Source organism: Citrobacter sp. RHBSTW-00570 (assembly GCF_013739755.1).
Taxonomy (GTDB): Bacteria; Pseudomonadota; Gammaproteobacteria; order Enterobacterales; family Enterobacteriaceae; genus Citrobacter; species Citrobacter braakii.
The window spans coordinates 2,113,301-2,135,621 of record NZ_CP056399.1; the positions used below are offsets into that span (position 1 = coordinate 2,113,301).

General features: G+C 47.4%; 21 protein-coding genes, 3 tRNA genes and 1 pseudogene. 21 read left to right on the forward strand and 4 right to left on the reverse strand.

The window, feature by feature from the left end:
* Nucleotides 1-35: 35 nt before the first annotated feature.
* The 6 genes from fliZ to sdiA all read left to right on the forward strand — a co-directional run bounded on the left by fliZ (nucleotide 36) and on the right by sdiA (nucleotide 4,974).
* Nucleotides 36-587 (forward strand): flagella biosynthesis regulatory protein FliZ, encoded by a 552-nt coding sequence (gene fliZ / locus HV237_RS10005; protein WP_016153478.1) that lies wholly within the window; start codon nucleotides 36-38, stop codon nucleotides 585-587.
* Between the two features lie 100 nt (nucleotides 588-687).
* Nucleotides 688-1,488: a cystine ABC transporter substrate-binding protein gene (gene tcyJ, locus HV237_RS10010; protein WP_016156835.1), complete on the forward strand. Its 801-nt coding sequence runs from the start codon at nucleotides 688-690 to the stop codon at nucleotides 1,486-1,488.
* 106 nt (nucleotides 1,489-1,594) lie between these two features.
* Nucleotides 1,595-2,581 carry a D-cysteine desulfhydrase gene (gene dcyD, locus HV237_RS10015; RefSeq protein ID WP_047358000.1) on the forward strand — a complete coding sequence of 329 codons (987 nt, stop codon included), beginning with the start codon at nucleotides 1,595-1,597 and terminating at the stop codon, nucleotides 2,579-2,581.
* A gap of 21 nt (nucleotides 2,582-2,602) precedes the next feature.
* Nucleotides 2,603-3,271 carry a cystine ABC transporter permease gene (gene tcyL, locus HV237_RS10020; protein ID WP_003030474.1) on the forward strand — a complete coding sequence of 223 codons (669 nt, stop codon included), beginning with the start codon at nucleotides 2,603-2,605 and terminating at the stop codon, nucleotides 3,269-3,271.
* Entirely contained in the window at nucleotides 3,268-4,020 is a 753-nt protein-coding gene (gene tcyN, locus HV237_RS10025; RefSeq protein WP_003030477.1) for an L-cystine ABC transporter ATP-binding protein TcyN, read from the forward strand. Before tcyL ends, tcyN begins: the two co-directional genes overlap by 4 nt.
* Before the next feature lie 231 nt (nucleotides 4,021-4,251).
* The gene (sdiA, locus tag HV237_RS10030; RefSeq protein WP_016156833.1) at nucleotides 4,252-4,974 is read left to right on the forward strand and encodes a transcriptional regulator SdiA; all 723 of its coding nucleotides are present in this window, start codon (nucleotides 4,252-4,254) and stop codon (nucleotides 4,972-4,974) included.
* A 66-nt stretch (nucleotides 4,975-5,040) separates the two neighbouring features.
* On the opposite strand, the gene HV237_RS10035 is transcribed toward sdiA, so the two are convergent.
* The gene (locus HV237_RS10035; RefSeq protein WP_016153474.1) at nucleotides 5,041-5,265 is read right to left on the reverse strand and encodes a DUF2594 family protein; all 225 of its coding nucleotides are present in this window, start codon (nucleotides 5,263-5,265) and stop codon (nucleotides 5,041-5,043) included.
* Between the two features lie 458 nt (nucleotides 5,266-5,723).
* On the opposite strand from HV237_RS10035, the gene uvrY reads away from it, so the two are divergent.
* The 12 genes from uvrY (at nucleotide 5,724) to HV237_RS10095 (ending at nucleotide 18,798) form a co-directional block, all read left to right on the forward strand.
* Nucleotides 5,724-6,380, forward strand: coding sequence for a UvrY/SirA/GacA family response regulator transcription factor (gene uvrY, locus HV237_RS10040; RefSeq protein WP_006684079.1), 657 nt, complete (start codon nucleotides 5,724-5,726; stop codon nucleotides 6,378-6,380).
* Nucleotides 6,377-8,209 carry an excinuclease ABC subunit UvrC gene (gene uvrC, locus HV237_RS10045; protein ID WP_016153473.1) on the forward strand — a complete coding sequence of 611 codons (1,833 nt, stop codon included), beginning with the start codon at nucleotides 6,377-6,379 and terminating at the stop codon, nucleotides 8,207-8,209. The genes uvrY and uvrC overlap by 4 nt, the downstream gene beginning before the upstream one ends.
* Before the next feature lie 55 nt (nucleotides 8,210-8,264).
* Nucleotides 8,265-8,813, forward strand: a complete 549-nt coding sequence (gene pgsA / locus HV237_RS10050) for a CDP-diacylglycerol--glycerol-3-phosphate 3-phosphatidyltransferase (protein WP_016153472.1) — start codon at nucleotides 8,265-8,267, stop codon at nucleotides 8,811-8,813.
* Between the two features lie 151 nt (nucleotides 8,814-8,964).
* A tRNA-Gly gene (locus HV237_RS10055) sits at nucleotides 8,965-9,040 on the forward strand.
* A 51-nt stretch (nucleotides 9,041-9,091) separates the two neighbouring features.
* Nucleotides 9,092-9,165 (forward strand) — tRNA-Cys (locus tag HV237_RS10060).
* Between the two features lie 12 nt (nucleotides 9,166-9,177).
* Nucleotides 9,178-9,264, forward strand: a tRNA-Leu gene (locus tag HV237_RS10065).
* 233 nt (nucleotides 9,265-9,497) lie between these two features.
* Complete coding sequence (locus HV237_RS10070; RefSeq protein WP_047358001.1) at nucleotides 9,498-11,084, forward strand: type I restriction-modification system subunit M; 1,587 nt, start codon at nucleotides 9,498-9,500, stop codon at nucleotides 11,082-11,084.
* Nucleotides 11,081-12,250, forward strand: a complete 1,170-nt coding sequence (locus HV237_RS10075) for a restriction endonuclease subunit S (protein WP_047358002.1) — start codon at nucleotides 11,081-11,083, stop codon at nucleotides 12,248-12,250. Before HV237_RS10070 ends, HV237_RS10075 begins: the two co-directional genes overlap by 4 nt.
* A gap of 21 nt (nucleotides 12,251-12,271) precedes the next feature.
* The gene (locus HV237_RS10080; RefSeq protein ID WP_181541812.1) at nucleotides 12,272-15,556 is read left to right on the forward strand and encodes a type I restriction endonuclease subunit R; all 3,285 of its coding nucleotides are present in this window, start codon (nucleotides 12,272-12,274) and stop codon (nucleotides 15,554-15,556) included.
* Complete coding sequence (locus HV237_RS10085; RefSeq protein WP_181541814.1) at nucleotides 15,553-16,308, forward strand: SprT family zinc-dependent metalloprotease; 756 nt, start codon at nucleotides 15,553-15,555, stop codon at nucleotides 16,306-16,308. The genes HV237_RS10080 and HV237_RS10085 overlap by 4 nt, the downstream gene beginning before the upstream one ends.
* A gap of 51 nt (nucleotides 16,309-16,359) precedes the next feature.
* Complete coding sequence (locus tag HV237_RS10090) at nucleotides 16,360-16,869, forward strand: hypothetical protein (RefSeq protein WP_047358320.1); 510 nt, start codon at nucleotides 16,360-16,362, stop codon at nucleotides 16,867-16,869.
* A 57-nt stretch (nucleotides 16,870-16,926) separates the two neighbouring features.
* Nucleotides 16,927-18,798, forward strand: coding sequence for a DUF262 domain-containing protein (locus HV237_RS10095; RefSeq protein WP_047358319.1), 1,872 nt, complete (start codon nucleotides 16,927-16,929; stop codon nucleotides 18,796-18,798).
* A 796-nt stretch (nucleotides 18,799-19,594) separates the two neighbouring features.
* Here HV237_RS10095 and cspH read toward each other — a convergent pair.
* Entirely contained in the window at nucleotides 19,595-19,807 is a 213-nt protein-coding gene (gene cspH / locus HV237_RS10100; protein WP_049040548.1) for a cold shock-like protein CspH, read from the reverse strand.
* 297 nt (nucleotides 19,808-20,104) lie between these two features.
* Here cspH and cspA point away from each other — a divergent pair, with 297 nt between their 5' ends.
* The gene (cspA, locus tag HV237_RS10105; protein WP_016153470.1) at nucleotides 20,105-20,320 is read left to right on the forward strand and encodes an RNA chaperone/antiterminator CspA; all 216 of its coding nucleotides are present in this window, start codon (nucleotides 20,105-20,107) and stop codon (nucleotides 20,318-20,320) included.
* A gap of 393 nt (nucleotides 20,321-20,713) precedes the next feature.
* Here the strand turns inward: cspA and HV237_RS10110 are convergent, their stop codons facing one another.
* Nucleotides 20,714-20,884, reverse strand: a complete 171-nt coding sequence (locus tag HV237_RS10110; protein WP_162835200.1) for a YnfU family zinc-binding protein — start codon at nucleotides 20,882-20,884, stop codon at nucleotides 20,714-20,716.
* Between the two features lie 130 nt (nucleotides 20,885-21,014).
* On the opposite strand from HV237_RS10110, the pseudogene HV237_RS26180 reads away from it, so the two are divergent.
* Nucleotides 21,015-21,149: pseudogene (locus HV237_RS26180) on the forward strand (IS30 family transposase); the annotation flags it as partial.
* A 58-nt stretch (nucleotides 21,150-21,207) separates the two neighbouring features.
* Here HV237_RS26180 and arsH read toward each other — a convergent pair.
* A complete protein-coding gene (arsH, locus tag HV237_RS10115; protein WP_016153469.1) occupies nucleotides 21,208-21,906 on the reverse strand; it encodes an arsenical resistance protein ArsH in 699 nt (232 codons plus the stop codon).
* 86 nt (nucleotides 21,907-21,992) lie between these two features.
* Here arsH and HV237_RS10120 point away from each other — a divergent pair, with 86 nt between their 5' ends.
* The gene (locus HV237_RS10120) at nucleotides 21,993-22,313 is read left to right on the forward strand and encodes a transcriptional regulator (protein WP_016153468.1); all 321 of its coding nucleotides are present in this window, start codon (nucleotides 21,993-21,995) and stop codon (nucleotides 22,311-22,313) included.
* Nucleotides 22,314-22,321: the final 8 nt, after the last annotated feature.

Below are 22,321 nucleotides of genomic sequence, written 5' to 3' on the forward strand. Positions count from 1 at the left end.
AATGCCGCATTACGAATTGACTACCAGGAGTTCTCATGACGGTGCAGCAATCAAAAAGACGGCCTCTAAGCCGCTACCTCAAAGATTTCAAACACAGCCAGACGCATTGCGCCCATTGCTTTAAGTTGCTCGACAGGATCACGCTGGTTCGCCGCGGGCAAATTGTGAATAAAATCGCCATCGCCCGACTGGACACGTTGCTGAATGAAGCAGAGTGGGAACAGGAGAAAAAAGAGTGGGTGGCACTGTGTCGCTTTTGTGGTGATTTGCACTGCAAAGAGCAGAGCGACTTTTTTGACATTATCGGCTTCAAGCAATTTTTATTCGAGCAGACCGAAATGAGTCACGGCACGGTACGCGAATACGTTGTGCGCCTGCGTCGCCTCGGGAATCATCTGACCGAACAAAATATCTCTCACGATCTGCTGCAGGAAGGGTTTCTCGACGAAAACCTTGCCCCGTGGCTACCGGAAACCAGCACCAACAATTACCGCATCGCCTTGCGTAAGTATGAGCAGTTTAAAGCCCATACGCATATGGGACATATGCAGAAATCCTCCTGGACAGCCAGTTCTGATATATATTAAAAACGAATAAGGTGTAACAGAGTCGTGTTTGTGGATCACGGCAAACGCTTTACACTGTAGTCATAAATGATAGTCACTAATGACAATATTCGGGGTAACTATGAAATTAGCACTTCTGGGACGTCAGGCTCTGATGGGTGTAATGGCTGTTGCACTTGTCGCCGGAATGAGCGTGAAGACTTATGCAGATGAAGGTCTGTTAAATAAAGTTAAAGAGCGCGGCACGCTGCTGGTGGGCCTGGAAGGGACCTATCCCCCGTTTAGTTTTCAGGGCGATGACGGCAAGCTGACCGGTTTCGAAGTGGAGTTTGCCGAGGAACTGGCCAAGCATCTTGGGGTGAAAGCCACGCTGAAGCCGACCAAATGGGACGGTATGCTGGCTTCTCTTGATTCCAAACGCATTGACGTGGTCATCAACCAAGTGACTATCTCTGATGATCGTAAGAAAAAATACGATTTCTCTACCCCGTATACGGTCTCTGGTATCCAGGCGCTGGTGAAGAAAGGCAATGAAGGCGTTATTAAGACTGCTGCCGATCTGAAAGGTAAAAAAGTCGGCGTGGGTCTGGGAACCAACTATGAAGAGTGGCTGCGCCAGAACGTGCAGGGCGTGGATATTCGTACCTATGATGATGACCCGACCAAATATCAGGATCTGCGCGTAGGGCGTATCGACGCCATCCTGGTTGACCGTCTGGCCGCGCTGGATCTGGTGAAAAAAACCAAGGATACGCTGGCCGTTACCGGTGAAGCATTCTCCCGCCAGGAGTCCGGCGTGGCGCTGCGTAAAGGCAATGAAGATCTGCTGAAAGCGGTGGATGCAGCCATTGCTGAAATGCAGAAAGACGGTTCGCTGAAAGCCCTGTCTGAAAAATGGTTTGGAGCAGATGTGACGAAATAATCGTCATCTGATGAAAAAAGGCGCCTTTAACAGCGCCTTTTTTTATTTCATTGCGCCTGAACGTGCATAATAAAAGAACATCACAACAACGAATACCGGAGGCTGTATGCCGCTGCATAATTTAACGCGCTTTCCACGTCTGGAATTTATTGGCGCGCCAACGCCACTCGAATATCTTCCGCGCCTCTCAGATTATCTCGGGCGCGATATTTTCATTAAACGCGATGACGTCACGCCGATGGCTATGGGCGGCAATAAGTTGCGTAAGCTGGAGTTTCTGGCCGCAGACGCGCTGCGTGAAGGCGCGGATACGCTGATAACCGCGGGTGCTATTCAGTCTAACCATGTTCGCCAGACGGCGGCGGTCGCCGCTAAGCTAGGCCTGCACTGCGTGGCGCTGTTGGAAAATCCGATAGGCACCACTGCCGAAAACTATCTCACCAATGGCAACCGTCTGCTGTTGGACCTGTTTAATACGCAGATTGAAATGTGCGATGCGCTGACCGATCCGAATGCACAGCTGCAGGATCTGGCGACGCGGATTGAAGCGCAAGGGTTCCGCCCGTATGTGATCCCGGTTGGGGGCTCCAATGCACTGGGTGCGCTGGGCTATGTGGAAAGCGCGCTGGAAATTGCCCAACAGTGTGAAGGGGCCGTTTCGCTCTCTTCCGTAGTGGTGGCCTCGGGCAGTGCGGGAACCCATGCCGGACTGGCCGTGGGCCTGGAGCAATTGATGCCTGACGTCGAACTTATCGGCGTGACCGTCTCACGCAGCGTGGCGGATCAAAAGCCCAAAGTTGTTGCACTGCAGCAGGATATTGCTCGGGAGCTGGAACTGACGGCCTCAGCGGAAATCCTGTTATGGGACGATTATTATGCGCCGGGATACGGTACGCCAAACGAAGAGGGCATGGAGGCGGTAAAACTGCTGGCGCGTCTGGAAGGCATTTTGTTGGATCCGGTGTATACCGGCAAGGCGATGGCGGGTCTGATTGATGGCATCAGCCAGAAACGCTTCAAGGATGAAGGGCCAATTCTCTTTATTCATACTGGTGGGGCGCCTGCGCTGTTTGCCTACCATCCTCACGTGTAACGACCAGGTAGAAAAACGCTAATGCATGAAAGTATCCAACTGGTGATTGATTCTCTGCCGTATCTGCTCAAGGGCGCAGTTTTTACGCTGCAACTGAGTATCGGTGGGATGTTCTTTGGTCTCGTGCTGGGTTTTATCCTGGCGCTGATGCGTCTGTCGCCGCTGCTGCCTGTGCGCTGGCTGGCGCGCTTTTATATCTCTATCTTTCGCGGAACGCCGTTGATTGCCCAGCTGTTCATGATCTATTACGGTCTGCCGCAGTTTGGTATTGAGCTTGATCCTATTCCGGCGGCGATGATTGGCTTATCGCTTAATACGGCGGCCTACGCTGCGGAAACGCTGCGTGCGGCAATCTCCTCCATCGACAAAGGGCAGTGGGAAGCGGGTGCCAGTATTGGTATGACGCGGTGGCAAACCATGCGCCGGGCAATCCTGCCGCAGGCTGCGCGGGTTGCACTCCCACCGCTGAGTAACAGCTTTATCAGCCTGGTGAAAGACACCTCTCTGGCCGCGACTATTCAGGTACCGGAACTGTTCCGTCAGGCGCAGTTGATTACCTCGCGTACGCTGGAGGTATTCACAATGTATCTGGCAGCCTCGTTGATTTATTGGGTGATGGCGACGGTGCTTTCTGCACTGCAAAACTATTTTGAAGAGCAACTGAATCGCCAGGAGAGAGAGCCGAAATGAGTGCTATCGAAGTCAGAAACCTGGTCAAAAAATTCCATGGGCAAACGGTGCTGCATGGGATCGATCTTGACGTCAAACCCGGTGAAGTTGTGGCGATTATCGGGCCGAGCGGTTCGGGCAAAACGACGCTGCTGCGCAGTATTAATTTGCTGGAGCAACCGGAGGCGGGCACCATTAAGGTGGGTGAGATTACCATTGATACCGCGCGTTCGTTAACTCAGCAGAAAGGTCTGATTCGTCAGTTGCGCCAGCACGTGGGCTTTGTGTTCCAGAACTTTAATTTGTTCCCGCATCGCACGGTGCTGGAAAACATTATTGAAGGTCCGGTGATTGTTAAAGGCGAACCGAAAGCCGAAGCGACAGCCCGAGCGCGCGAACTGCTGGCGAAAGTCGGGTTAGCTGGTAAAGAAACCAGCTATCCGCGGCGTTTGTCCGGCGGGCAGCAGCAGCGCGTGGCTATTGCCCGGGCGTTGGCGATGCGCCCCGAGGTGATTCTGTTTGATGAGCCTACCTCCGCGCTTGATCCTGAACTGGTTGGCGAGGTACTTAATACCATCCGCCAACTGGCGCAGGAAAAACGCACCATGGTGATTGTGACGCATGAAATGAGCTTTGCGCGCGACGTTGCCGATCGGGCGATATTTATGGATCAAGGACGGATAGTGGAGCAGGGGCCCGCTAAATCCTTATTCACGCATCCGCAGCAGCCGCGAACCCGTCAGTTTCTTGAAAAGTTTCTGATGCAATAAATAGTGCATGCAGCACTCGTCGAAATTGTTTTTTGACGAGTGTTGTTCGCATAACTATTTATAATTATTGCTTTATTATTAACTCCCAATACTTTTACTTCCTGCCGTCGTTGAGTAATGCTCAAGTAATTGACCATTTGTCCGATAATTTGCATATATAAAATACATTTATGTGTTAGCTTGTTTCATATGTTTGGATGATTATCAATCTCAGGGGTATTACCACTTAGTATGCAGGGTCATGATTTCTTCACCTGGCGACGGAGTATGCTGTTACGCTTTCAGGAAATGGCGACGGCAGAGGATGTCTATAATGAATTACAACAACAGACGCAGCATTTAGAGTTCGATTTTTACGCGCTCTGTGTTCGTCATCCCGTACCTTTTACCCGACCTAAAACGTCGCTTCACACGACCTATCCCAAAGCATGGGTGGCGCATTATCAGTCCGAGAATTATTTCGCTATTGATCCGGTGCTGAAGCCTGAAAACTTCAGTCAGGGGCATTTACCCTGGAACGATACCTTATTTCGCGATGCACAGCCCCTGTGGGATGCCGCGCGCAATCACGGTTTACGTAAAGGGATGACGCAATGCTTAATGTTGCCTAATCGGGCGTTGGGTTTTTTATCGGTATCGCGTGCGAGTGTCCGTAATAGTCGCTTTGCAAACGATGAGGTAGAGCTCAGGATGCAACTGCTGGTGCGGGAAAGCTTGTCGGTACTGACGCGGCTGCAAGATGACATGGTCATGGCGCCAGAGATGCGCTTTAGCAAGCGGGAAAAAGAGATATTGAAATGGACGGCAGAGGGGAAAACCTCTTCAGAGATAGCGATAATTCTGTCGATTTCTGAAAATACCGTTAACTTTCACCAGAAAAATATGCAAAAGAAATTTAATGCACCCAACAAAACGCAGATCGCCTGTTATGCCGCGGCAACCGGGCTGATCTGAGTAAATCATCGTTCTGAGTGTCAGACGCAAACCCGGCTGAGAGCATCGCTGTCAGCCGGGTTCTTATTACTGGCGGTAGGCCTGTTTAATTTGCTTAACAGTGCTGGAAAATACCGCAGCCTGTGATTGATCTTCAATCAGCGCGATCTGTTTTTCCATTTTAAGAATCACGCGCCCTGCATCGGCTTGGCCCATTGCCTGCAGCATCAGCGTTAACATGGCTTTCAGGCAGGTGACTTCGTTGGCCAGTTCCTGGTTATTCTCAGCAGTGGAAAAGTCAGGCGTACTCATTTATTTTCCTCGTTATGTTTCAATGAAAAAGTGCGATGTCAAATCTTAAGGCGCCGGAGTATACCATAAGCGAGGCTAAAAATATCAGCGGTTGTTTTCTGCGCAAACATAAGCCGCGGACATTAAAATAAACAACATGTTGCACTGCATATATTTTCTCCATCTGTTGTTTATTTCGAGTATTTTACTCGTTAATTATTGTTACAACTTTAGCTGCCTATTTTGCATTCAACGGACGAATATGAATTTTTTGTCACTATTCTGAAACAGCTATGCAGATATAACCGTGGCAAAAGGTTGCCATAACAGAAAGTTTCCACTCGTCGTACCTTCTAATTTCCAAAAACGAGAGCAAAATCGAAAGACGGCGATTTTTACATTTCAAAGTTGAGATAAAACCCGTTAACATAGGACCGATTAACTATCGGTAGCGTTATCCCTATTCTGGAGATATTCCTTTGATCAACGTTTTTCTTGTTGATGACCACGAACTGGTGCGCGCAGGGATACGACGCATTCTTGAAGATATAAAAGGCATTAAAGTTGTCGGCGAGGCGTGCTGCGGTGAAGATGCGGTAAAATGGTGCCGCTCAAATTCCGTTGATGTTGTGCTGATGGACATGAATATGCCCGGTATTGGTGGCCTTGAGGCAACGCGTAAAATTGCGCGTTCAACGGCTGATATTAAAGTGATCATGCTGACTGTCCATACCGAAAACCCGTTACCTGCAAAAGTCATGCAGGCGGGAGCCGCGGGCTATCTCAGTAAGGGGGCTGCGCCCCAGGAGGTCGTGAGTGCGATTCGTTCGGTTTATTCTGGCCAACGTTATATTGCCTCCGATATCGCTCAGCAGATGGCGCTTAGCCAGATTGAGCCTGAGAAAACGGAAACCCCGTTTGCCAGTTTGTCTGAACGTGAGTTGCAGATTATGCTGATGATCACCAAAGGTCAGAAGGTCAATGAGATCTCAGAGCAACTGAATCTTAGTCCTAAAACGGTGAACAGCTATCGCTATCGAATGTTCAGTAAATTAAACATTCACGGCGATGTTGAGCTGACTCACCTGGCAATTCGCCATGGCCTGTGTAATGCGGAGACATTAACAAGCCAGTGACCGATCAGTTTGATGCCAAAGCGTTCCTGAAAACCGTGACCAGTCAGCCCGGTGTTTATCGTATGTATGATGACGCCGGGACGGTCATCTACGTCGGGAAAGCGAAAGACCTGAAAAAAAGGCTTTCCAGCTACTTCCGTAGCAACCTCGCATCGCGTAAGACCGAAGCACTGGTCGCGCAAATACAGCAGATTGATGTCACGGTAACGCACACCGAAACCGAGGCGTTATTGCTTGAGCACAACTACATCAAGCTGTATCAGCCGCGTTATAACGTTTTGCTGCGCGACGATAAATCCTATCCTTTTATTTTCCTCAGCGGCGATACCCATCCTCGCCTGGCAATGCATCGCGGGGCCAAGCATGCCAAAGGCGAGTACTTTGGACCGTTTCCTAACGGCTACGCCGTACGCGAAACGCTGGCGTTGCTGCAGAAAATCTTCCCTATTCGTCAGTGCGAAAATAGTGTTTATCGCAATCGCTCGCGGCCCTGTCTGCAATATCAGATTGGCCGCTGCCTCGGTCCGTGTGTGGCGGGCCTGGTGAGTGAGGAAGAGTATGCACAGCAGGTTGATTACGTTCGTCTGTTCCTGTCCGGGAAAGACGATCAGGTATTAACGCAGCTGATCGCCCGGATGGAAAAGGCCAGCCAAAATCTCGAGTTTGAAGAGGCTGCCCGCATTCGTGACCAAATTCAGGCCGTACGCCGCGTGACCGAAAAACAGTTTGTCTCTAATACCGGAGATGATCTGGACGTCATCGGCGTGGCGTTTGACGCCGGCATGGCGTGTGTGCACGTGCTGTTTATTCGCCAGGGTAAAGTGTTAGGCAGTCGTAGCTATTTCCCGAAAGTCCCAGGTGGAACAGAACTCGGCGAGGTCGTTGAAACCTTTGTCGGACAGTTTTATCTGCAGGGAAGTCAGATGCGCACCTTACCCGGTGAGATCCTGCTCGATTTTAATCTTAGCGATAAAACCCTGCTGGCAGACTCTCTGTCTGAGCTGGCCGGGCGGAAGATCAACGTTCAGACGAAACCGCGAGGCGATCGCGCGCGGTATCTGAAGCTGGCGCGTACCAACGCGGCGGTGGCGTTAACCACAAAACTTTCCCAGCAGTCGACCATTACTCAACGCCTGACGGCGCTGGCATCAGTACTCAAGTTACCCGCAGTGAAACGCATGGAGTGCTTTGATATCAGCCACACGATGGGCGAGCAGACGGTAGCCTCCTGCGTGGTATTCGATGCCAATGGACCACTGCGCGCCGAGTATCGCCGCTATAACATCACGGGTATTACGCCGGGTGATGATTATGCGGCAATGAATCAGGTTCTCCGTCGGCGCTACGGTAAGGCGATTGAAGAAAGTAAGATTCCAGATGTCATATTGATCGACGGCGGGAAAGGTCAACTGGGGCAGGCGAAAGCCGTGTTTGCTGAACTGGACGTGCCCTGGGACAAACAGCACCCGCTTTTGTTGGGCGTGGCAAAAGGGGCCGATCGTAAAGCTGGTCTGGAAACGCTGTTCTTCGAGCCGGAAGGTGAGGGCTTTAGCCTACCGCCGGATTCGCCTGCATTGCACGTTATCCAGCATATCCGCGATGAATCTCACGATCATGCAATTAGCGGGCACCGTAAAAAACGGGCGAAGGTGAAAAGTACCAGCACGCTGGAGACTATTGAAGGTGTCGGGCCGAAGCGTCGGCAGATGTTGTTGAAATATATGGGCGGTTTGCAAGGGCTTCGTAACGCGAGTATTGAAGAAATTGCAAAAGTGCCGGGTATTTCGCAAGCTCTGGCAGAAAAGATCTTCTACTCGTTGAAACATTAGGCCCTCTGTAGCAACATAGGGGTAATTTTACTGACAACAGATAGTTATCCGTCATATGCAATTTAATATCCCTACGTTGCTCACGCTGTTTCGCGTCATCCTGATCCCATTCTTTGTATTGGCTTTTTATCTGCCATTCACCTGGGCTCCCTTCGTTTGTGCGCTGATCTTCTGTATTGCGGCGGTCACCGACTGGTTTGACGGCTATCTGGCGCGTCGCTGGAACCAAAGCACGCGTTTTGGCGCCTTCCTCGATCCGGTGGCTGATAAGGTACTGGTGGCTATCGCGATGGTGCTGGTGACCGAGCACTATCACAGCTGGTGGGTAACGCTTCCTGCCGCCACGATGATTGCGCGTGAAATTATTATCTCTGCGCTGCGTGAGTGGATGGCTGAACTGGGTAAACGTAGCAGTGTGGCGGTGTCCTGGATCGGCAAAGTGAAAACCACTTCGCAAATGGCCGCGCTCGCATGGCTGCTGTGGCGTCCAAATATTTGGGTAGAGTACGCCGGGATCGCACTTTTCTTCGTCGCCGCGATACTGACGTTGTGGTCAATGTTCCAGTATTTGAGCGCTGCGTGGGGAGATTTGCTTGAACAGTGATCGTTTCGGCGCAAATTTCAGCAAACGATCGTCAGTGGTGAAAAATATCGTTGACTCATTGCGTCAGGTAAGTAGAATGCAACGCATCGAACGGCAGCACTGATTGCCAGACGATAACAAAATCAAGTGATTAACAAAGTTACTTGGTGATGCGGGAATAGCTCAGTTGGTAGAGCACGACCTTGCCAAGGTCGGGGTCGCGAGTTCGAGTCTCGTTTCCCGCTCCAAATTAAAGACATCGGCAATAGCGGATGTCGGCTGAAAAGCCAGAAGATTTCGGCGCGTTAGCAAAGCGGTTATGTAGCGGATTGCAAATCCGTCTAGTCCGGTTCGACTCCGGAACGCGCCTCCAATTTCTTCCCGAGCCCGGATGGTGGAATCGGTAGACACAAGGGATTTAAAATCCCTCGGCGTTCGCGCTGTGTGGGTTCAAGTCCCACTCCGGGTACCATGGGAAAGAAAAGAATAATCAAAGCAATAAGCAGTGTCGTGAAACCACCTACGGGTGGTTTTTTTGTTTTTGTTTATTGCGTTCATCATCCTGCTTCATTTCTCTTTTTCCTCTTATTTCATTTTGATTTCTGTCAGAGTATGACATGCCCCAAAATATGTTTTCCGGTATTATTAGCCCATTAATTGCCAATGCTGAATGCTGGTGCAATCACTCTCGTAATTGGATGATTCATGAATAATAAAATCAGTCAGGATACTATCAACAAAGCCCTGTGGTCCGCGTGCGACACCTTCCGTGGCACCATCAGTGCTGATACCTATAAAGACTTTATCCTTACCATGCTGTTCCTCAAGTACATTTCGGATGTATGGCAGGATCACTATGACGAATACAAAAAACAGTATGGCGATGCGCCGGAACTGATTGAAGCGATGATGGCGAACGAGCGCTTCGTGTTGCCGAAAAGCGCCAGTTTCTATGCGTTGCACGAGCGGCGTCATGAGCCGGGCAACGGTGAGCGTATCGATCAGGCGCTGCATGCGATTGAAGAAGCCAACGGCACCAAACTGAAAGATGCCGGGAAAAGCGTGTTCCAGGATATCTCGTTTAACACTGACCGTCTGGGCGAAGAAAAACAGAAGAACACCATCCTGCGTCAGTTGCTGGAAGACTTCTCCGGTGAAGATCTCAACCTGAAGCCAAGCCGTGTAGGTACGCTGGACGTTATCGGTAATGCTTACGAATATCTGATCAAAAACTTTGCCGCCAGCGGTGGGCAGAAAGCAGGTGAGTTCTATACTCCGCCGGAAGTCTCGGATCTGATTGCTGAACTGCTCGATCCGCAACCGGGTGATACAATCTGCGACCCGGCCTGTGGTTCCGGTTCTTTGCTAATGAAGTGCGGGCGTAAAATTGTCTCAGGACATGATAGCCGCAATTATGCGTTGTTCGGTCAGGAGGCCATTGGCTCTACATGGTCGCTGGCGAAAATGAACATGTTCTTGCACGGCGAAGACAACCACAAAATCGAGTGGGGCGATACCATTCGTAACCCGAAGCTGCTCGATAAAAATGGCGACCTGATGCTGTTTGATATCGTGACCGCTAACCCGCCGTTCAGTCTGGACAAGTGGGGCCATGATGAGGCCGAGAACGATAAGTTTGGTCGTTTCCGTCGCGGTGTACCGCCGAAGACTAAAGGAGATTATGCCTTTATCTCGCATATGATCGAAACCCTGAAACCGGGAACCGGCCGTATGGGCGTGGTGGTGCCACACGGCGTGCTGTTCCGTGGCTCCAGCGAAGGTAAAATTCGCCAGAAAATGATTGATGAAAACCTGCTGGATGCGGTAATTGGTCTGCCGGAAAAATTGTTTTACGGTACGGGGATTCCTGCTGCGATTCTGATTTTCAAAAAGCTGAAAGTGGATGACAAGGTGTTGTTTATCGATGCCAGCCGTGAATTCAAGGCGGGTAAAAACCAGAACCAGCTCAGCGCAGAAAATATCCAGAAGATCGTTAACACCTATCGCGGTGGCGATAACGTCGAGAAATACGCTTATCTCGCCAGCCTGAAAGAGATTCAGGACAACGACTATAACCTCAATATTCCGCGCTATGTCGATACCTTCGAGGAAGAGGATGAGATTGACCTGCTGGCAGTGCGTGCCGAGCGCGAGCAACTGAAGGCGGAACTGGCAAAGCTGGAAATGGAGATGGCTGGGTATTTGAAAGAATTAGGGTACGATTGGCAGAAAGATTCCGAGGGCACACAAAAAATAAACTCTGCGGAAGTGAATTTTGGAGATTTTGAATGACTCTTAAATGGGAAAAGGTTCGTTTAGGAGATGTCGCAGAATTACAACGTGGTTTTGATCTACCCAGTACTCAGCGTATTGAAGGGGAGATTCCTATTGTTTCATCAAGTGGAATAACAGGCTTCCATGTTGAAGCGAAGGCAAAGGCTCCAGGAGTTGTCACTGGGCGATATGGTTCGATTGGTGATGTCTTTTATTTAGAACAGGATTTTTGGCCATTAAATACATCCTTATGGGTTAAAGATTTTCATGGAAATGACGAAAAATTTATCTACTTTCTGTTGAGTAACTTTGACTTTAAAAAATTTAGTGACAAAACAGGTGTGCCCGGTGTTAACCGTAATGACTTGCATGCAGTCAATGTATTACTGCCGCCTTTCCTCGAACAAAAGAAAATCGCCCAAATCCTGTCTACTTGGGATAAATCTATTTCGGTGACGGAAAAGCTTCTCACCAACAGTCAGCAGCAGAAAAAAGCCCTGATGCAGCAATTGCTTACCGGGAACAAACGGTTGCGGGATGATAATGGGTCAAGGTATTCTGAAACTTGGGAAGTGTATGCCCTATCGAAATTATTTCAGAGAGTTACGACAAAAAATAATGGAAAAAGTACTAATGTTGTAACCATTTCGGGTCAACATGGTTTGATTAAGCAGGAAGAATTTTTCAAGAAAACAGTGGCATCAGATACCCTTGATGGGTATTTTTTATTAAAAAAAGGGCAGTTTGCATATAATAAAAGTTACTCTAATGGTTATCCGATGGGTGCAATAAAAAGATTAAATCGATATCCAGAGGGAGTAGTAACAACTCTGTATATATGTTTTGAACTTGCTACACCCAAAGAATCATTCGGTGATTATTGGGAGCATTATTTTGAGTCAGGTCTTTTGAATAACAGTTTGTCTCAAATCGCTCATGAAGGTGGACGAGCTCATGGCTTACTAAATGTAAAACCTTCAGACTTCTTTTCATTAAAAGTTCCGGTTCCTAGCTTTGAAGAACAACAAAAAATCGCCGCCGTCCTGTCCGCTGCTGACGCCGAAATCTCCACCTTGGAGAAAAAAATCGCCTGCCTGAAAGACGAGAAAAAAGCCCTGATGCAGCAATTACTGACCGGGAAGCGCCGTGTCAAAGTAGAAGCTGAAGAAGCCGTGAGCGCTTAATACGAAGAACAAGGACAGCTAATGAACCAGACGTACACGCCAAAGTTCCAGGAAGAATACAGCGCCAAAATTCCGGCACTGACAATACTAACCAGCCTCGGCTGGACGTTTTTATCCCCGAAACAGATTATGGGTTATCGGGGCTATAAACAGGATGAGGTAGTGCTGCGTCCGGTTCTGCGTGAGGTGTTGTCGAAGCGCTCGTTTATGGCAGGTGGCAAAACCTGTCAGTTATCGGAAAAGGCACTGGATAACCTGATATCACAGGTCTGTTCTCCGGCACTGAATGAAGGGCTGCTGAAAGCTAACGAGCGGATGTACAACCATCTGCTCTACGGTATTGCTGTCACCGAGTTTGTCGATGGCAAGAAGGTGAACCCCACGATTGCGCTGATTGACTGGGAACATCCGGAAAATAACCAGTTCCATTTTACTGAAGAGTTTACGGTATTGCGGTCAGGCGGTGTTGAAACCCGCAGGCCGGATATTGTCTGTTTTGTTAATGGTATCCCGCTGGCTGTCATTGAAGCGAAAAGCCCGGCAGGTCACGGTAAGAAAGGGCCAACCATTGACGAGGGGATATCCCAGAGTATCCGCAACCAGCTCAACGATGAAATCCCGCAGCTGTTTGCTTACAGCCAGATATTACTATCGATTAACGGGCATGACGGGCGCTACGGTACCTGTCATACACCAATGAAATTCTGGGCGGCATGGCGCGAAGAAGATATTACTGACGCGCAGATGTATGCGCTGCGCAACCATAAGTTATCGTCTGAACAAATTCATGCGTTGTTTGATCATCGTCCTTCAGCCGATCTCGACTGGTACCAACAGTTAATAGCCGCTGGTGAACTGGCTGTCAGTGGACAGGATAAGCTGCTTATCAGCCTGCTTTCGCCGGAACGTCTGCTGGAGATGACCCGCTTCTTCACCCTGTTTGATAAAAAGACTGGGAAAATTGTTGCCCGCTATCAGCAGGTGTTCGGGATAAAAAGACTGCTGGAACGCATCAGTACTCGCAGACCGGATGGGGGCAGGGAAGGTGGGGTGATCTGGCATACCACGGGTTCCGGCAAATTGTACACTATGGTGTTCCTCAGCAAGGCACTGATTCTTCATGACAGCCTGAAGCAGTGTCGTATTGTGGTGGTGACGGATCGTGTAGACCTTGAAGGGCAGCTCAGCGGTACTTTCGCTTCTGGTGGAGAACTGGCCGGGAAGGATGATAAAGCCAAAGCGATGGCGACCTCTGGTCAGAAGCTGGCACAGCAGATTGGCTCTGGTAAAGAACGTATAATCTTTACCCTTATCCAGAAATTTAACTCAGCGACAAAATTGCCTGAATGCGTCAATACCAGCCCCAACATCATCGTTCTGATTGATGAAGGACACCGCAGCCAGGGTGGTGAGAACCATGTGCGAATGAAACTGGCCCTGCCGAATGCCGCCTTTGTGGCATTTACCGGTACGCCTCTGCTGAAAGAAGATAAGACCACCAATAAATTCGGGCCGATTGTCCACGCTTATACCATGCAGCGGGCGGTAGAAGATCAGGCGGTGACGCCTCTGCTCTACGAGGAGCGTATTCCTGATCTTGAGGTAAACGACCGGGCAATAGATGCCTGGTTTGACCGTATTACCGATGGGTTAAGCGAAGCGCAAAAAGCCGACCTTAAACGTAAATATGCCCGTAAAGGTGAGGTCTACAGTGCAGATGACCGCATCCGGCTGATCGCACTCGATATCGCCACACACTTCTCGAAGAATATCGATGAGGGGCTGAAAGGGCAACTTGCCTGCGACAGCAAGATTTCCGCCATCAAATATAAAAAGTATCTTGATGAAGCCGGGTTGTTTGAGTCAGCTGTAGTTATCAGCCCGCCGGATTCCCGGGAAGGGAATACCGAGGTGGATGAAAGCAAACTGCCGGAAGTGACGAAATGGTGGAAGGATAATGTCGGCACGCAGGAGGAGTCTGTGTATACCCGCAATATCATCAGTCGTTTCGATACCGATGATAAGCTTAAATTGCTGATCGTCGTTGATAAACTGCTCACCGGGTTTGATGAACCGAAGAATACCGTGCTGTATATCGACAAGCCGCTCAAGTCCCACAACCTTATCCAGGCGATTGCCCGGGTGAACCGACTGCATCCACTGAAAAAGTTCGGTCTGCTGATTGATTATCGCGGCATTCTGGCTGAGCTGGACACGACTATCGGTAAATATCAGGATCTCGCCTCCCGAACTCAAGGAGGATACGACATCAAGGATATTGATGGGTTGTACAGCGCCATGAGTTCTGAATACAAGCGGCTGCCACATCTCTATAACCAACTGTGGGCCATATTTGCCGGTGTCATAAACAAGAATGATACTGAGCAGTTGCGTGCAGTTCTGGTGCCTAAAATGGAAGAACGTGACGGAGATATGGTCGATATCCATCAGAAAACCCGTGATGATTTCTTCGAGGCATTAACGGCCTTTGCCGGATGCCTGAAAGTGGCACTGCAGTCCGCTACCTTCTTCACCGACAAGAGCTTTACGGAACAAGACCGAAATCTCTATAAAGAAACCGTAAAACAGATGTCCAGTCTGCGCCAGTGGGCAATGCAGGTCAGCGGCGAGCAGGTCAATTATGACGACTACGCTGAGCAAGTGAAAAAATTGCTGGATAAGCATGTCACCGGCGTTGAGGTTCGCGAACCGAATGGCGTATATGAAGTAGGTAAAATGGGCAAGAGCGAAAAGCCCGAAGAGTGGGACAACAATAAAACCCGCAATGAAACCGACATCATTAAAACCCGTGTGACGAAGATGATTGAGCAGGAACTGCGTGATGACCCGTACGCTCAGGAGGCTTTTTCAAAACTCCTGCGTATGGCTATCGAAGAAGCAGAAAAACTGTTCGACCATCCACTAAAACAGTATCTCCTATTCCGTGAGTTTGAAGAAAAAGTTGAAGCCCGCAAACTCAGCGACATCCCGGATGCGCTGGCCGTAAACAAACATGCGCAGGCATACTACGGAGTATTTAAAAAAGAGCTACCTGAGGTTTTTGCGGTAAACGACGATCAGGTGCAGGATAAGTGGACAAAACTTGCTTTTGAAGTGGACAGCATTATCGTCAAAGCGGTGGCAGAAAACTCCCTGAACCCTCAGGATATCGAGAAAGCCGTTAAGACAAGCCTGTTGCCGCGACTGTTTACTGCCTGTCGAGAGATCGGTGCTGGAATGAACCAGGTAAACCGTATCGTTGAAACCATCATACAGATCCTGCGCGTTGGTTTGATGAAATCATGAGTGAGAAAAAGTCACTATCTATGAATGCTGTACGTTTTGTTTATGGTGATGAAACCATCGTGGTTCAGTGTGTTTCGCGTCAGGTCGTTAAGGGCAGGGTGCTCATCAAGGTGCATCCGGACTGCCGGGTTATTGTCTCTGTACCTCCAGAAACACCGGAGCACGAGGTGTTGTCTGCGCTGAAAAAAAGAAGTCGCTGGATATACCAGCAACTGCGTGATTTCAGGGAGCAACAGACACACATTGTTTCGCGTCAGTATGTCAGCGGAGAAAGCCATTATTATCTCGGTAAGCAATATCAGTTGAAAGTGACAGAAGACGCTACTGTACCGCAACGAGTGAAAATGTTGCGTGGGCGGCTGGAAGTGACTGTCAGACACAAATCGGCAGAAAAGATTAAAGCGTTGCTGGCCGAATGGTATCGGGAACGTGCCAGAGATGTTTTTCAGCGCAGGCTTGATTTACTGATTCCGCAGACCCTTTGGGTCAGTGAGCGTCCTCCGATACGTCTGCGGGCGATGCAAACGCAATGGGGCAACTGTTCAGCAAAAGGCTGTCTGACCCTGAATCCATGGCTGGTTAAGGCATCCTCAGAATGTATCGATTATGTTTTGCTACATGAGTTATGCCATGTTGCTGAGCACAACCACAGTGAAGAGTTTTACCGCCTGATGGGGCAGGTTATGCCTGGGTGGGAAAAGGTCAAGAAACGGCTGGATGGCATGGCTGGGATGTTGTTGGCTGATATGTAGTAAGAGCCCAGCTAAATTAAAATATTACAGAACTATATAAGAAGGGGTTTTATGTTTTTCAAAATTGTTAGAAACTTTAAAGCCAAGATTGGACCGTTCTTATTAACCCTGTTTTTGGCTCCAGGTTATGTTCATGCCAATACGTGGGAAATAAATGTCACAAGAAAAGATAGTAATTTATATCAAATTACTGGGAAGGATTCTTTTGTTAATACTAAATATTGTTATGTTTATGCTTATTCTGAAGACGCATATCTCAGGGTTGATGGCTATGATAAAAAAATAATTTTTACAGATAGCAAGGATTCATGTGATGTAGATAATGTATTTAGCATGGTTAATATTGACTCAGGAAAGTATGAGGTAGAGGTTTCTAAAAAAGAAGATAACTGGTATGAGGTTTATGGTACAGATAATATGATAAAAACATCAATGTGCCTTAGTCTGGCTCTCAATGAAAAGGCTATTTTATCCATGGATGGTTATAGTGCAGGAGAGTTGATTTTTGATGACGGAGATAGCTGTAATGTAGAAGGGGTCTACTCTCCTGTTCGTTTGTGAATTGGATCTGGGATCAGTATGATCTGTGGTGTTCATCCAGCTATGTAAGGATATAAAATGAAAATAGAAGCCGATGTAAAAAATATATCAAAATTAAGCGATTATTATTTTTTAGTTCCCGATTATCAACGTGAGTATGTATGGAAGGTTGATGATCAGGTTGAACAGTTTATCATGGATTTAGACAATGAATACCAACCAGATCAGAAAGATCAAAATGGTTATTTTCTCGGTTCTGTTATTATCGTAAAGAATGGGGAAAAGCATGATGTAATTGACGGACAGCAGCGGTTGACCACTATTGTCATCACTATGTGTGCCTTACGGGATCTATTAAAAGATAGATTGGATACACTTGACAAAAAAGGGCTGGAATATCTGAAAACTATTGAGGAATGGCTCTCTAGTTATGATATTAACAGTGAGGAAAATCTAATTAGACTAGATCTTCAATATGAAGAAAGTCGAGGATTTATTTCGCGGTTAATTGAAGGGCAAACCAATACCTTTGCGGAAACAGCTTCAGTAAAAAAAATGGCTGACGCGTATGATCACATTCGTGATTATCTTAAATACCAATTGCAAGATAGCTTGAATGGATTAATCTCCTTCGCTCGCTTTTTTTTAACAAAAGTTGAGCTGGTTGTCATTGAATCAGAGAACTTAAGTAGCGCATTAAAGATCTTCGAAACGATCAATCAGCGTGGTGCCAGCCTTAATGCTATGGATCTTGTTAAAAATTTGATTTTCAGTCAGATAAAAGAAGAACAGTTTTCGGCAATAAAGACAACATGGAAATCCATCACTAATAACCTTGAGTCTTGCGGCGAAAGTGATAACCCGCTTCGTTTTTTACGTTACTTTCTGATGGCACGATATCATCACGGGATTTTGCGTGAAGATGATATATATAAATGGATCATTTCAGCTGAGGGGGAACTGTCGTTGCAGTATAAGACACGCCCTATGGTCCTCGTCAAAGAATTGGAAAAATTATCAGAACGATACGCTAACCTGGTCAATGCAACAAATGAAGCAGCCTACTGGCGTGAAAATATCCGTTTTCCAAACGTAAGTAACATTGGATATATTAATAAATATCGCTCACGTCAGCATTTGGTTTTACTAATGGCATTGGACATTAGTTGTTCTGATGATGTAATGGATTTCTTAGGTGCTCAACTTGAGAGCTTTTTATTCTTTACAAATACAATGGCTATTCAATCGAAGACATATGAGCAACGCTTTACTCAATGGGCTGTAAAGCTTCGGGATGTGAAAACGAAAGCAGAGGTTGCAAATGTTGTTTCAGCAACACTTATACCTTTTGTTGTGGAGCGTTTAGATGAATTTAAAGAACGATTCTCAATTATTAATGACTATAATTTTACGCCTCAGTATCGCCAACGTTATGTATTGGGTAGATTAGAGAATCATATCCGCCATCTTTGCGGTTTTCCGGAAAAGAGCCAGCAGGCTATTCAGCAGATGCAAATTGAGCATATTCTTCCTCAGACGGTACGAAACGCCCCTGAAAACGGGGAGTTCTCTGATGCAAATCGAACAAGTTATCTCTACAAGATTGGTAATGTAACATTATTAGAGGGTACAATTAACCAGTCCGTCAATAACTGCAATGATTTGAGTGAAGACTGGTTTTTGAAAAAACAAACAGAATATTTAAACTCTGAAATCATCATGACTCGATTACTCCACTCCCAGTACTCAATTGGTGATAACACTGCATTAAATCGCTTTAAGCTGAAATATGGATATGAATATCAAGACTGGTCCGCAGAAAATATCACCGCAAGGCAACGCCTGCTGATGGATCTTGCCATTGACTGCTGGCGATTTAATGATCAGAGAATAGATGCTTATATAGTAAATAACCTGGGCACTGGACCCGGAAACGAATTTACGCTGTAAAAATATCCTTCATCGCAAAGTACCCCCTGGAACGTTATGTTTACCAGGGGCTGGGTATTCAACCTCTAAAGGTAGCGCTGATTATGAATGGATCACATTCAGAGAGCGGTTCACAGAACAGATATTACTAACTGACAGTTGTACCGAATACTGGGGGCAGGTCAAGCGCTTTAGCCTGTGTGGCAACAACCTCCTTTACAGGACCAGGTAGACGATTACCCTGTGCTGTTTCTGTGCTCAACGCAATCTACGGCTATCCATTTTCTGCCAGTGGTTGCAAAGACGACCATTCAACGTCAGCAAAGTTTCGCAATGCACTGCTATGTAACTCATTGATCCTACGTAGAATTTAAAATCCCTCGGCGTTCGCGCTGTGTGGGTTCAAGTCCCACTCCGGGTACCATGGGAAAGAAAAGAATAATCAAAGCAATAAGCAGTGTCGTGAAACCACCTACGGGTGGTTTTTTTGTGCCTGAAATTTCTCGCTTCTCGCTCAGCGAACCTTCAAGCTCAGAAATCCCCTGGCTTTCATCCTATGCACATCACAGGCATTTGGGGTGTAACGCAAGCATATCACCCTGACGGGCTCAACATAGATACGCCAACGCTATTGCAACTCTTACCGGTCTTGAACTAACAGGTTAGATGAAAACAAGCAGAGTTACTATCAGCGTGCAGCATGAGCTCTTAAGGCCCGTCAGCCAGTCGTTGAGATAGATTTTCTGATACATATGAAACTCTCCCTGTTTTGAAATTCTCTTTTATGATTCCAGAAGTCAGGAGGGGCGGCTACAGGTCATGAGAGATAAACGTTCGCAGCCGAGGGGCCTCGAAGACCATTTATTCGACAAAACTCAACGCGTAATCCGGGGATGAGTACTTCTGAGTCACGGAGACTTAAGGCTGAAATGTGAAGCTGTACATCTTTGCGACCATCGGAGGGGGAGATAAGGCCTTTACCGCTCTTGCAGTCAAAGGCTTTGACAATTCCTGTCATTTTACGAGACAAAAAAATTCCTTAAAGCTAATAACGTGTTGCACTATACACATACCCTTGGATAATGCCAGAAATATTTTTCAGCTATCGTGAGATCTGGATAGCTAAAATAAACATTGATTATTATATACGCCCGTGCGTTAATGGTCGCGTCGGTTTGAAGAACAGACAAAATACAAAGTAGTTTACTAAAGCAGTTCTCATTTCAGGTGTTTTATATTTATCCCTTCTTTGAGTCTCCCCACTAAGCACTAAGTAGTTTCTGTAATAAAACCATGTTCGCCGGAAGGCCAAATTAAGGAATACAAAATGTCAAAAAAGATGAATGGTTTAGTAAAATGGTTTAATGCCGATAAGGGATTCGGTTTTATTTCTCCTGTTGACGGTAGTAAAGATTTATTTGTACATTTTTCTGCTATCCAGAGCGATAATTTCCGCACCTTGTTTGAAGGGCAAAAAGTCTCTTACTCCATTGAGAATGGTACTAAAGGTCCGGTTGCTGGCAATGTAGTTATTACAGAGTAAATCCTTTTTTTGTCTGTATGCGATAACGAAGAAGGCTAAAGCCTGAGTAGACATACTGACAGAAGCAATGGATGTATTGTTGGGTCAGTAGAGATGAAATGTTACTGATCCGGCATTCAGGGCAACGGTCAGCATATTTCATCTCTCTTTTGCATGAGAAAGTATGCTGACCATTGTGAGTACGTGTAGGTTCGCTGCACGAAAAGTCTAACCACTTGCTTTGCACGACAACATACGCAAGAAGATAGCTTTTCCCAGATATCACCATATTTTTTATTTTTAAATATGAAAATACTAAACCCGCAGCCAGCGGGTTTTCTATTATCTGTAGCTTGATAAATCTTAAAATACAGATGTGGTGATTCTGTTCCAGAAATAGAGTCTAAAACGGATTCAGGCTGCTTCTTTTTGGTTTGTCTGGAATACTTTATTGCAATGAGGACAGATTAAAAGAGAACCTTTTTGTACTCTTGAAAAACTGTGTTCAGATTGTTGGGTACAGTTTGGGCAGGTGCATTTGACAAGATAGTTGCGGCGTGATTTAGAGTCTTTACGTTCTGACATAGGCTTTTCCTTGAGTGGATGAACTTCAACCATACCCTAATTCGTCCAAAAAATCTTAACTTTATGATGTTTTGGATATGTAAATAAAAGAAAAGGTATCGCAAAGAGCCTGATGATAAGGGCGGCTTCCCAAATTTAATTCTGTAATCCTCAATCTTCCTGGCTGCGTGGTTCAAATAAAAATACGAAAAGATTGCTCAGACAGTATTTTCCAAAAGGAGCTGGCTTATCGGTTCGCAGCCAGCAAAGAATTAAAATTGTTGCATCCAGCGGTTGAACGCCCAGCAAAAAGCGGACGTTTTTGAGCTCAGTAAAAAAGGACTTTATATTTTCGCCTGATTGACGCGGGATGAAAGCTCCTGATGGCTCTCTTTTCGTTCGCTGTAGCGATCGGCAAGGTAATCGGTTTGCCCCTTGAGCAGCAGCGTGATTTTAAACAACTCCTCGGCGACATCGACGATACGATCATACCAGGACGAAGGTTTCATTCGCCCGTTCTCATCGAATTCTTGCCAGGCTTTGGCTACTGAGGACTGGTTAGGGATCGTGAACATCCTCATCCAGCGCCCAAGGATACGCATCTGGTTCACGGCGTTAAAAGATTGCGACCCGCCGCAGACCTGCATCACCGCCAGTGTTTTACCCTGTGAAGGGCGAACGGCCCCTTCGCTTAAGGGTATCCAGTCGATCTGTGCCTTCATCACCGCACTCATTGCCCCATGCCGCTCCGGGGAACTCCACACCATCCCATCACACCATCTGACCAGCTCGCGCAGCTCGGTGACTTTTGGGTGCGTATCTGGGGCATCATCCGGCAGGGGTAAACCTGAGGGGTTAAACAGTCTTACTTCCGCTCCCATCGCCGTCAGCAGGCGTCCCGCTTCTTCTGCGGCAAAGCGACTGTAAGAACGCTCTCTTACCGAGCCATACAGGATCAGTATGCGTGGCGGCTCCTGGAGCTGCAGGCGTTCAGCAATCTGCTGATCGAAGCAATCAGCATTCAGTGCAGGAAAGTGTTCCATTTTTTACTCCTCCGGGAGGTTCTGTGATTTTAAATTCAACACATATGATTTATCATATATGTATTCTAAAGGGAACGGAGTAAAAAATGCTACAGCCTGTTCAGCTTTTTAAAATCCTGTCGGATGAAACCCGTCTCGCCATTGTTATGCTTCTCCGGGAATCCGGCGAACTGTGCGTATGCGATATATGCGCGGCGACCTCTGAATCACAGCCTAAAATTTCTCGCCACATGGCTATTCTGCGAGAAGCGGAGCTGGTGCTTGACCGCCGGGAAGGCAAATGGATTCACTACCGTCTGTCTCCCCACATGCCAGCGTGGGCCGCTGAGACGATCACGACGTCCTGGCAGTGTCTGAGGAAAGATGTGGGTGAATGGCTGAAAAAATCAGCCTGCACATCCTGTTGAGAGAATTT

What these genes read in the sequence shown, in the direction of transcription:
- tcyL (WP_003030474.1), top strand. Translation starts at nt 2,603, where the DNA reads ATGCATGAAAGTATCCAACTGGTGATTGATTCTCTGCCGTATCTGCTC.
- pgsA (WP_016153472.1), top strand. Translation starts at nt 8,265, where the DNA reads ATGCAATTTAATATCCCTACGTTGCTCACGCTGTTTCGCGTCATCCTG.
- HV237_RS10035 (WP_016153474.1), bottom strand. Translation starts at nt 5,265, where the DNA reads ATGAGTACGCCTGACTTTTCCACTGCTGAGAATAACCAGGAACTGGCC.
- sdiA (WP_016156833.1), top strand. Translation starts at nt 4,252, where the DNA reads ATGCAGGGTCATGATTTCTTCACCTGGCGACGGAGTATGCTGTTACGC.
- HV237_RS10080 (WP_181541812.1), top strand. Translation starts at nt 12,272, where the DNA reads ATGAACCAGACGTACACGCCAAAGTTCCAGGAAGAATACAGCGCCAAA.
- HV237_RS10075 (WP_047358002.1), top strand. Translation starts at nt 11,081, where the DNA reads ATGACTCTTAAATGGGAAAAGGTTCGTTTAGGAGATGTCGCAGAATTA.
- HV237_RS10070 (WP_047358001.1), top strand. Translation starts at nt 9,498, where the DNA reads ATGAATAATAAAATCAGTCAGGATACTATCAACAAAGCCCTGTGGTCC.
- tcyN (WP_003030477.1), top strand. Translation starts at nt 3,268, where the DNA reads ATGAGTGCTATCGAAGTCAGAAACCTGGTCAAAAAATTCCATGGGCAA.
- arsH (WP_016153469.1), bottom strand. Translation starts at nt 21,906, where the DNA reads ATGGAACACTTTCCTGCACTGAATGCTGATTGCTTCGATCAGCAGATT.
- cspA (WP_016153470.1), top strand. Translation starts at nt 20,105, where the DNA reads ATGTCAAAAAAGATGAATGGTTTAGTAAAATGGTTTAATGCCGATAAG.
- dcyD (WP_047358000.1), top strand. Translation starts at nt 1,595, where the DNA reads ATGCCGCTGCATAATTTAACGCGCTTTCCACGTCTGGAATTTATTGGC.
- HV237_RS10085 (WP_181541814.1), top strand. Translation starts at nt 15,553, where the DNA reads ATGAGTGAGAAAAAGTCACTATCTATGAATGCTGTACGTTTTGTTTAT.
- HV237_RS10120 (WP_016153468.1), top strand. Translation starts at nt 21,993, where the DNA reads ATGCTACAGCCTGTTCAGCTTTTTAAAATCCTGTCGGATGAAACCCGT.
- HV237_RS10095 (WP_047358319.1), top strand. Translation starts at nt 16,927, where the DNA reads ATGAAAATAGAAGCCGATGTAAAAAATATATCAAAATTAAGCGATTAT.
- tcyJ (WP_016156835.1), top strand. Translation starts at nt 688, where the DNA reads ATGAAATTAGCACTTCTGGGACGTCAGGCTCTGATGGGTGTAATGGCT.
- HV237_RS10110 (WP_162835200.1), bottom strand. Translation starts at nt 20,884, where the DNA reads ATGTCAGAACGTAAAGACTCTAAATCACGCCGCAACTATCTTGTCAAA.
- HV237_RS10090 (WP_047358320.1), top strand. Translation starts at nt 16,360, where the DNA reads ATGTTTTTCAAAATTGTTAGAAACTTTAAAGCCAAGATTGGACCGTTC.
- fliZ (WP_016153478.1), top strand. Translation starts at nt 36, where the DNA reads ATGACGGTGCAGCAATCAAAAAGACGGCCTCTAAGCCGCTACCTCAAA.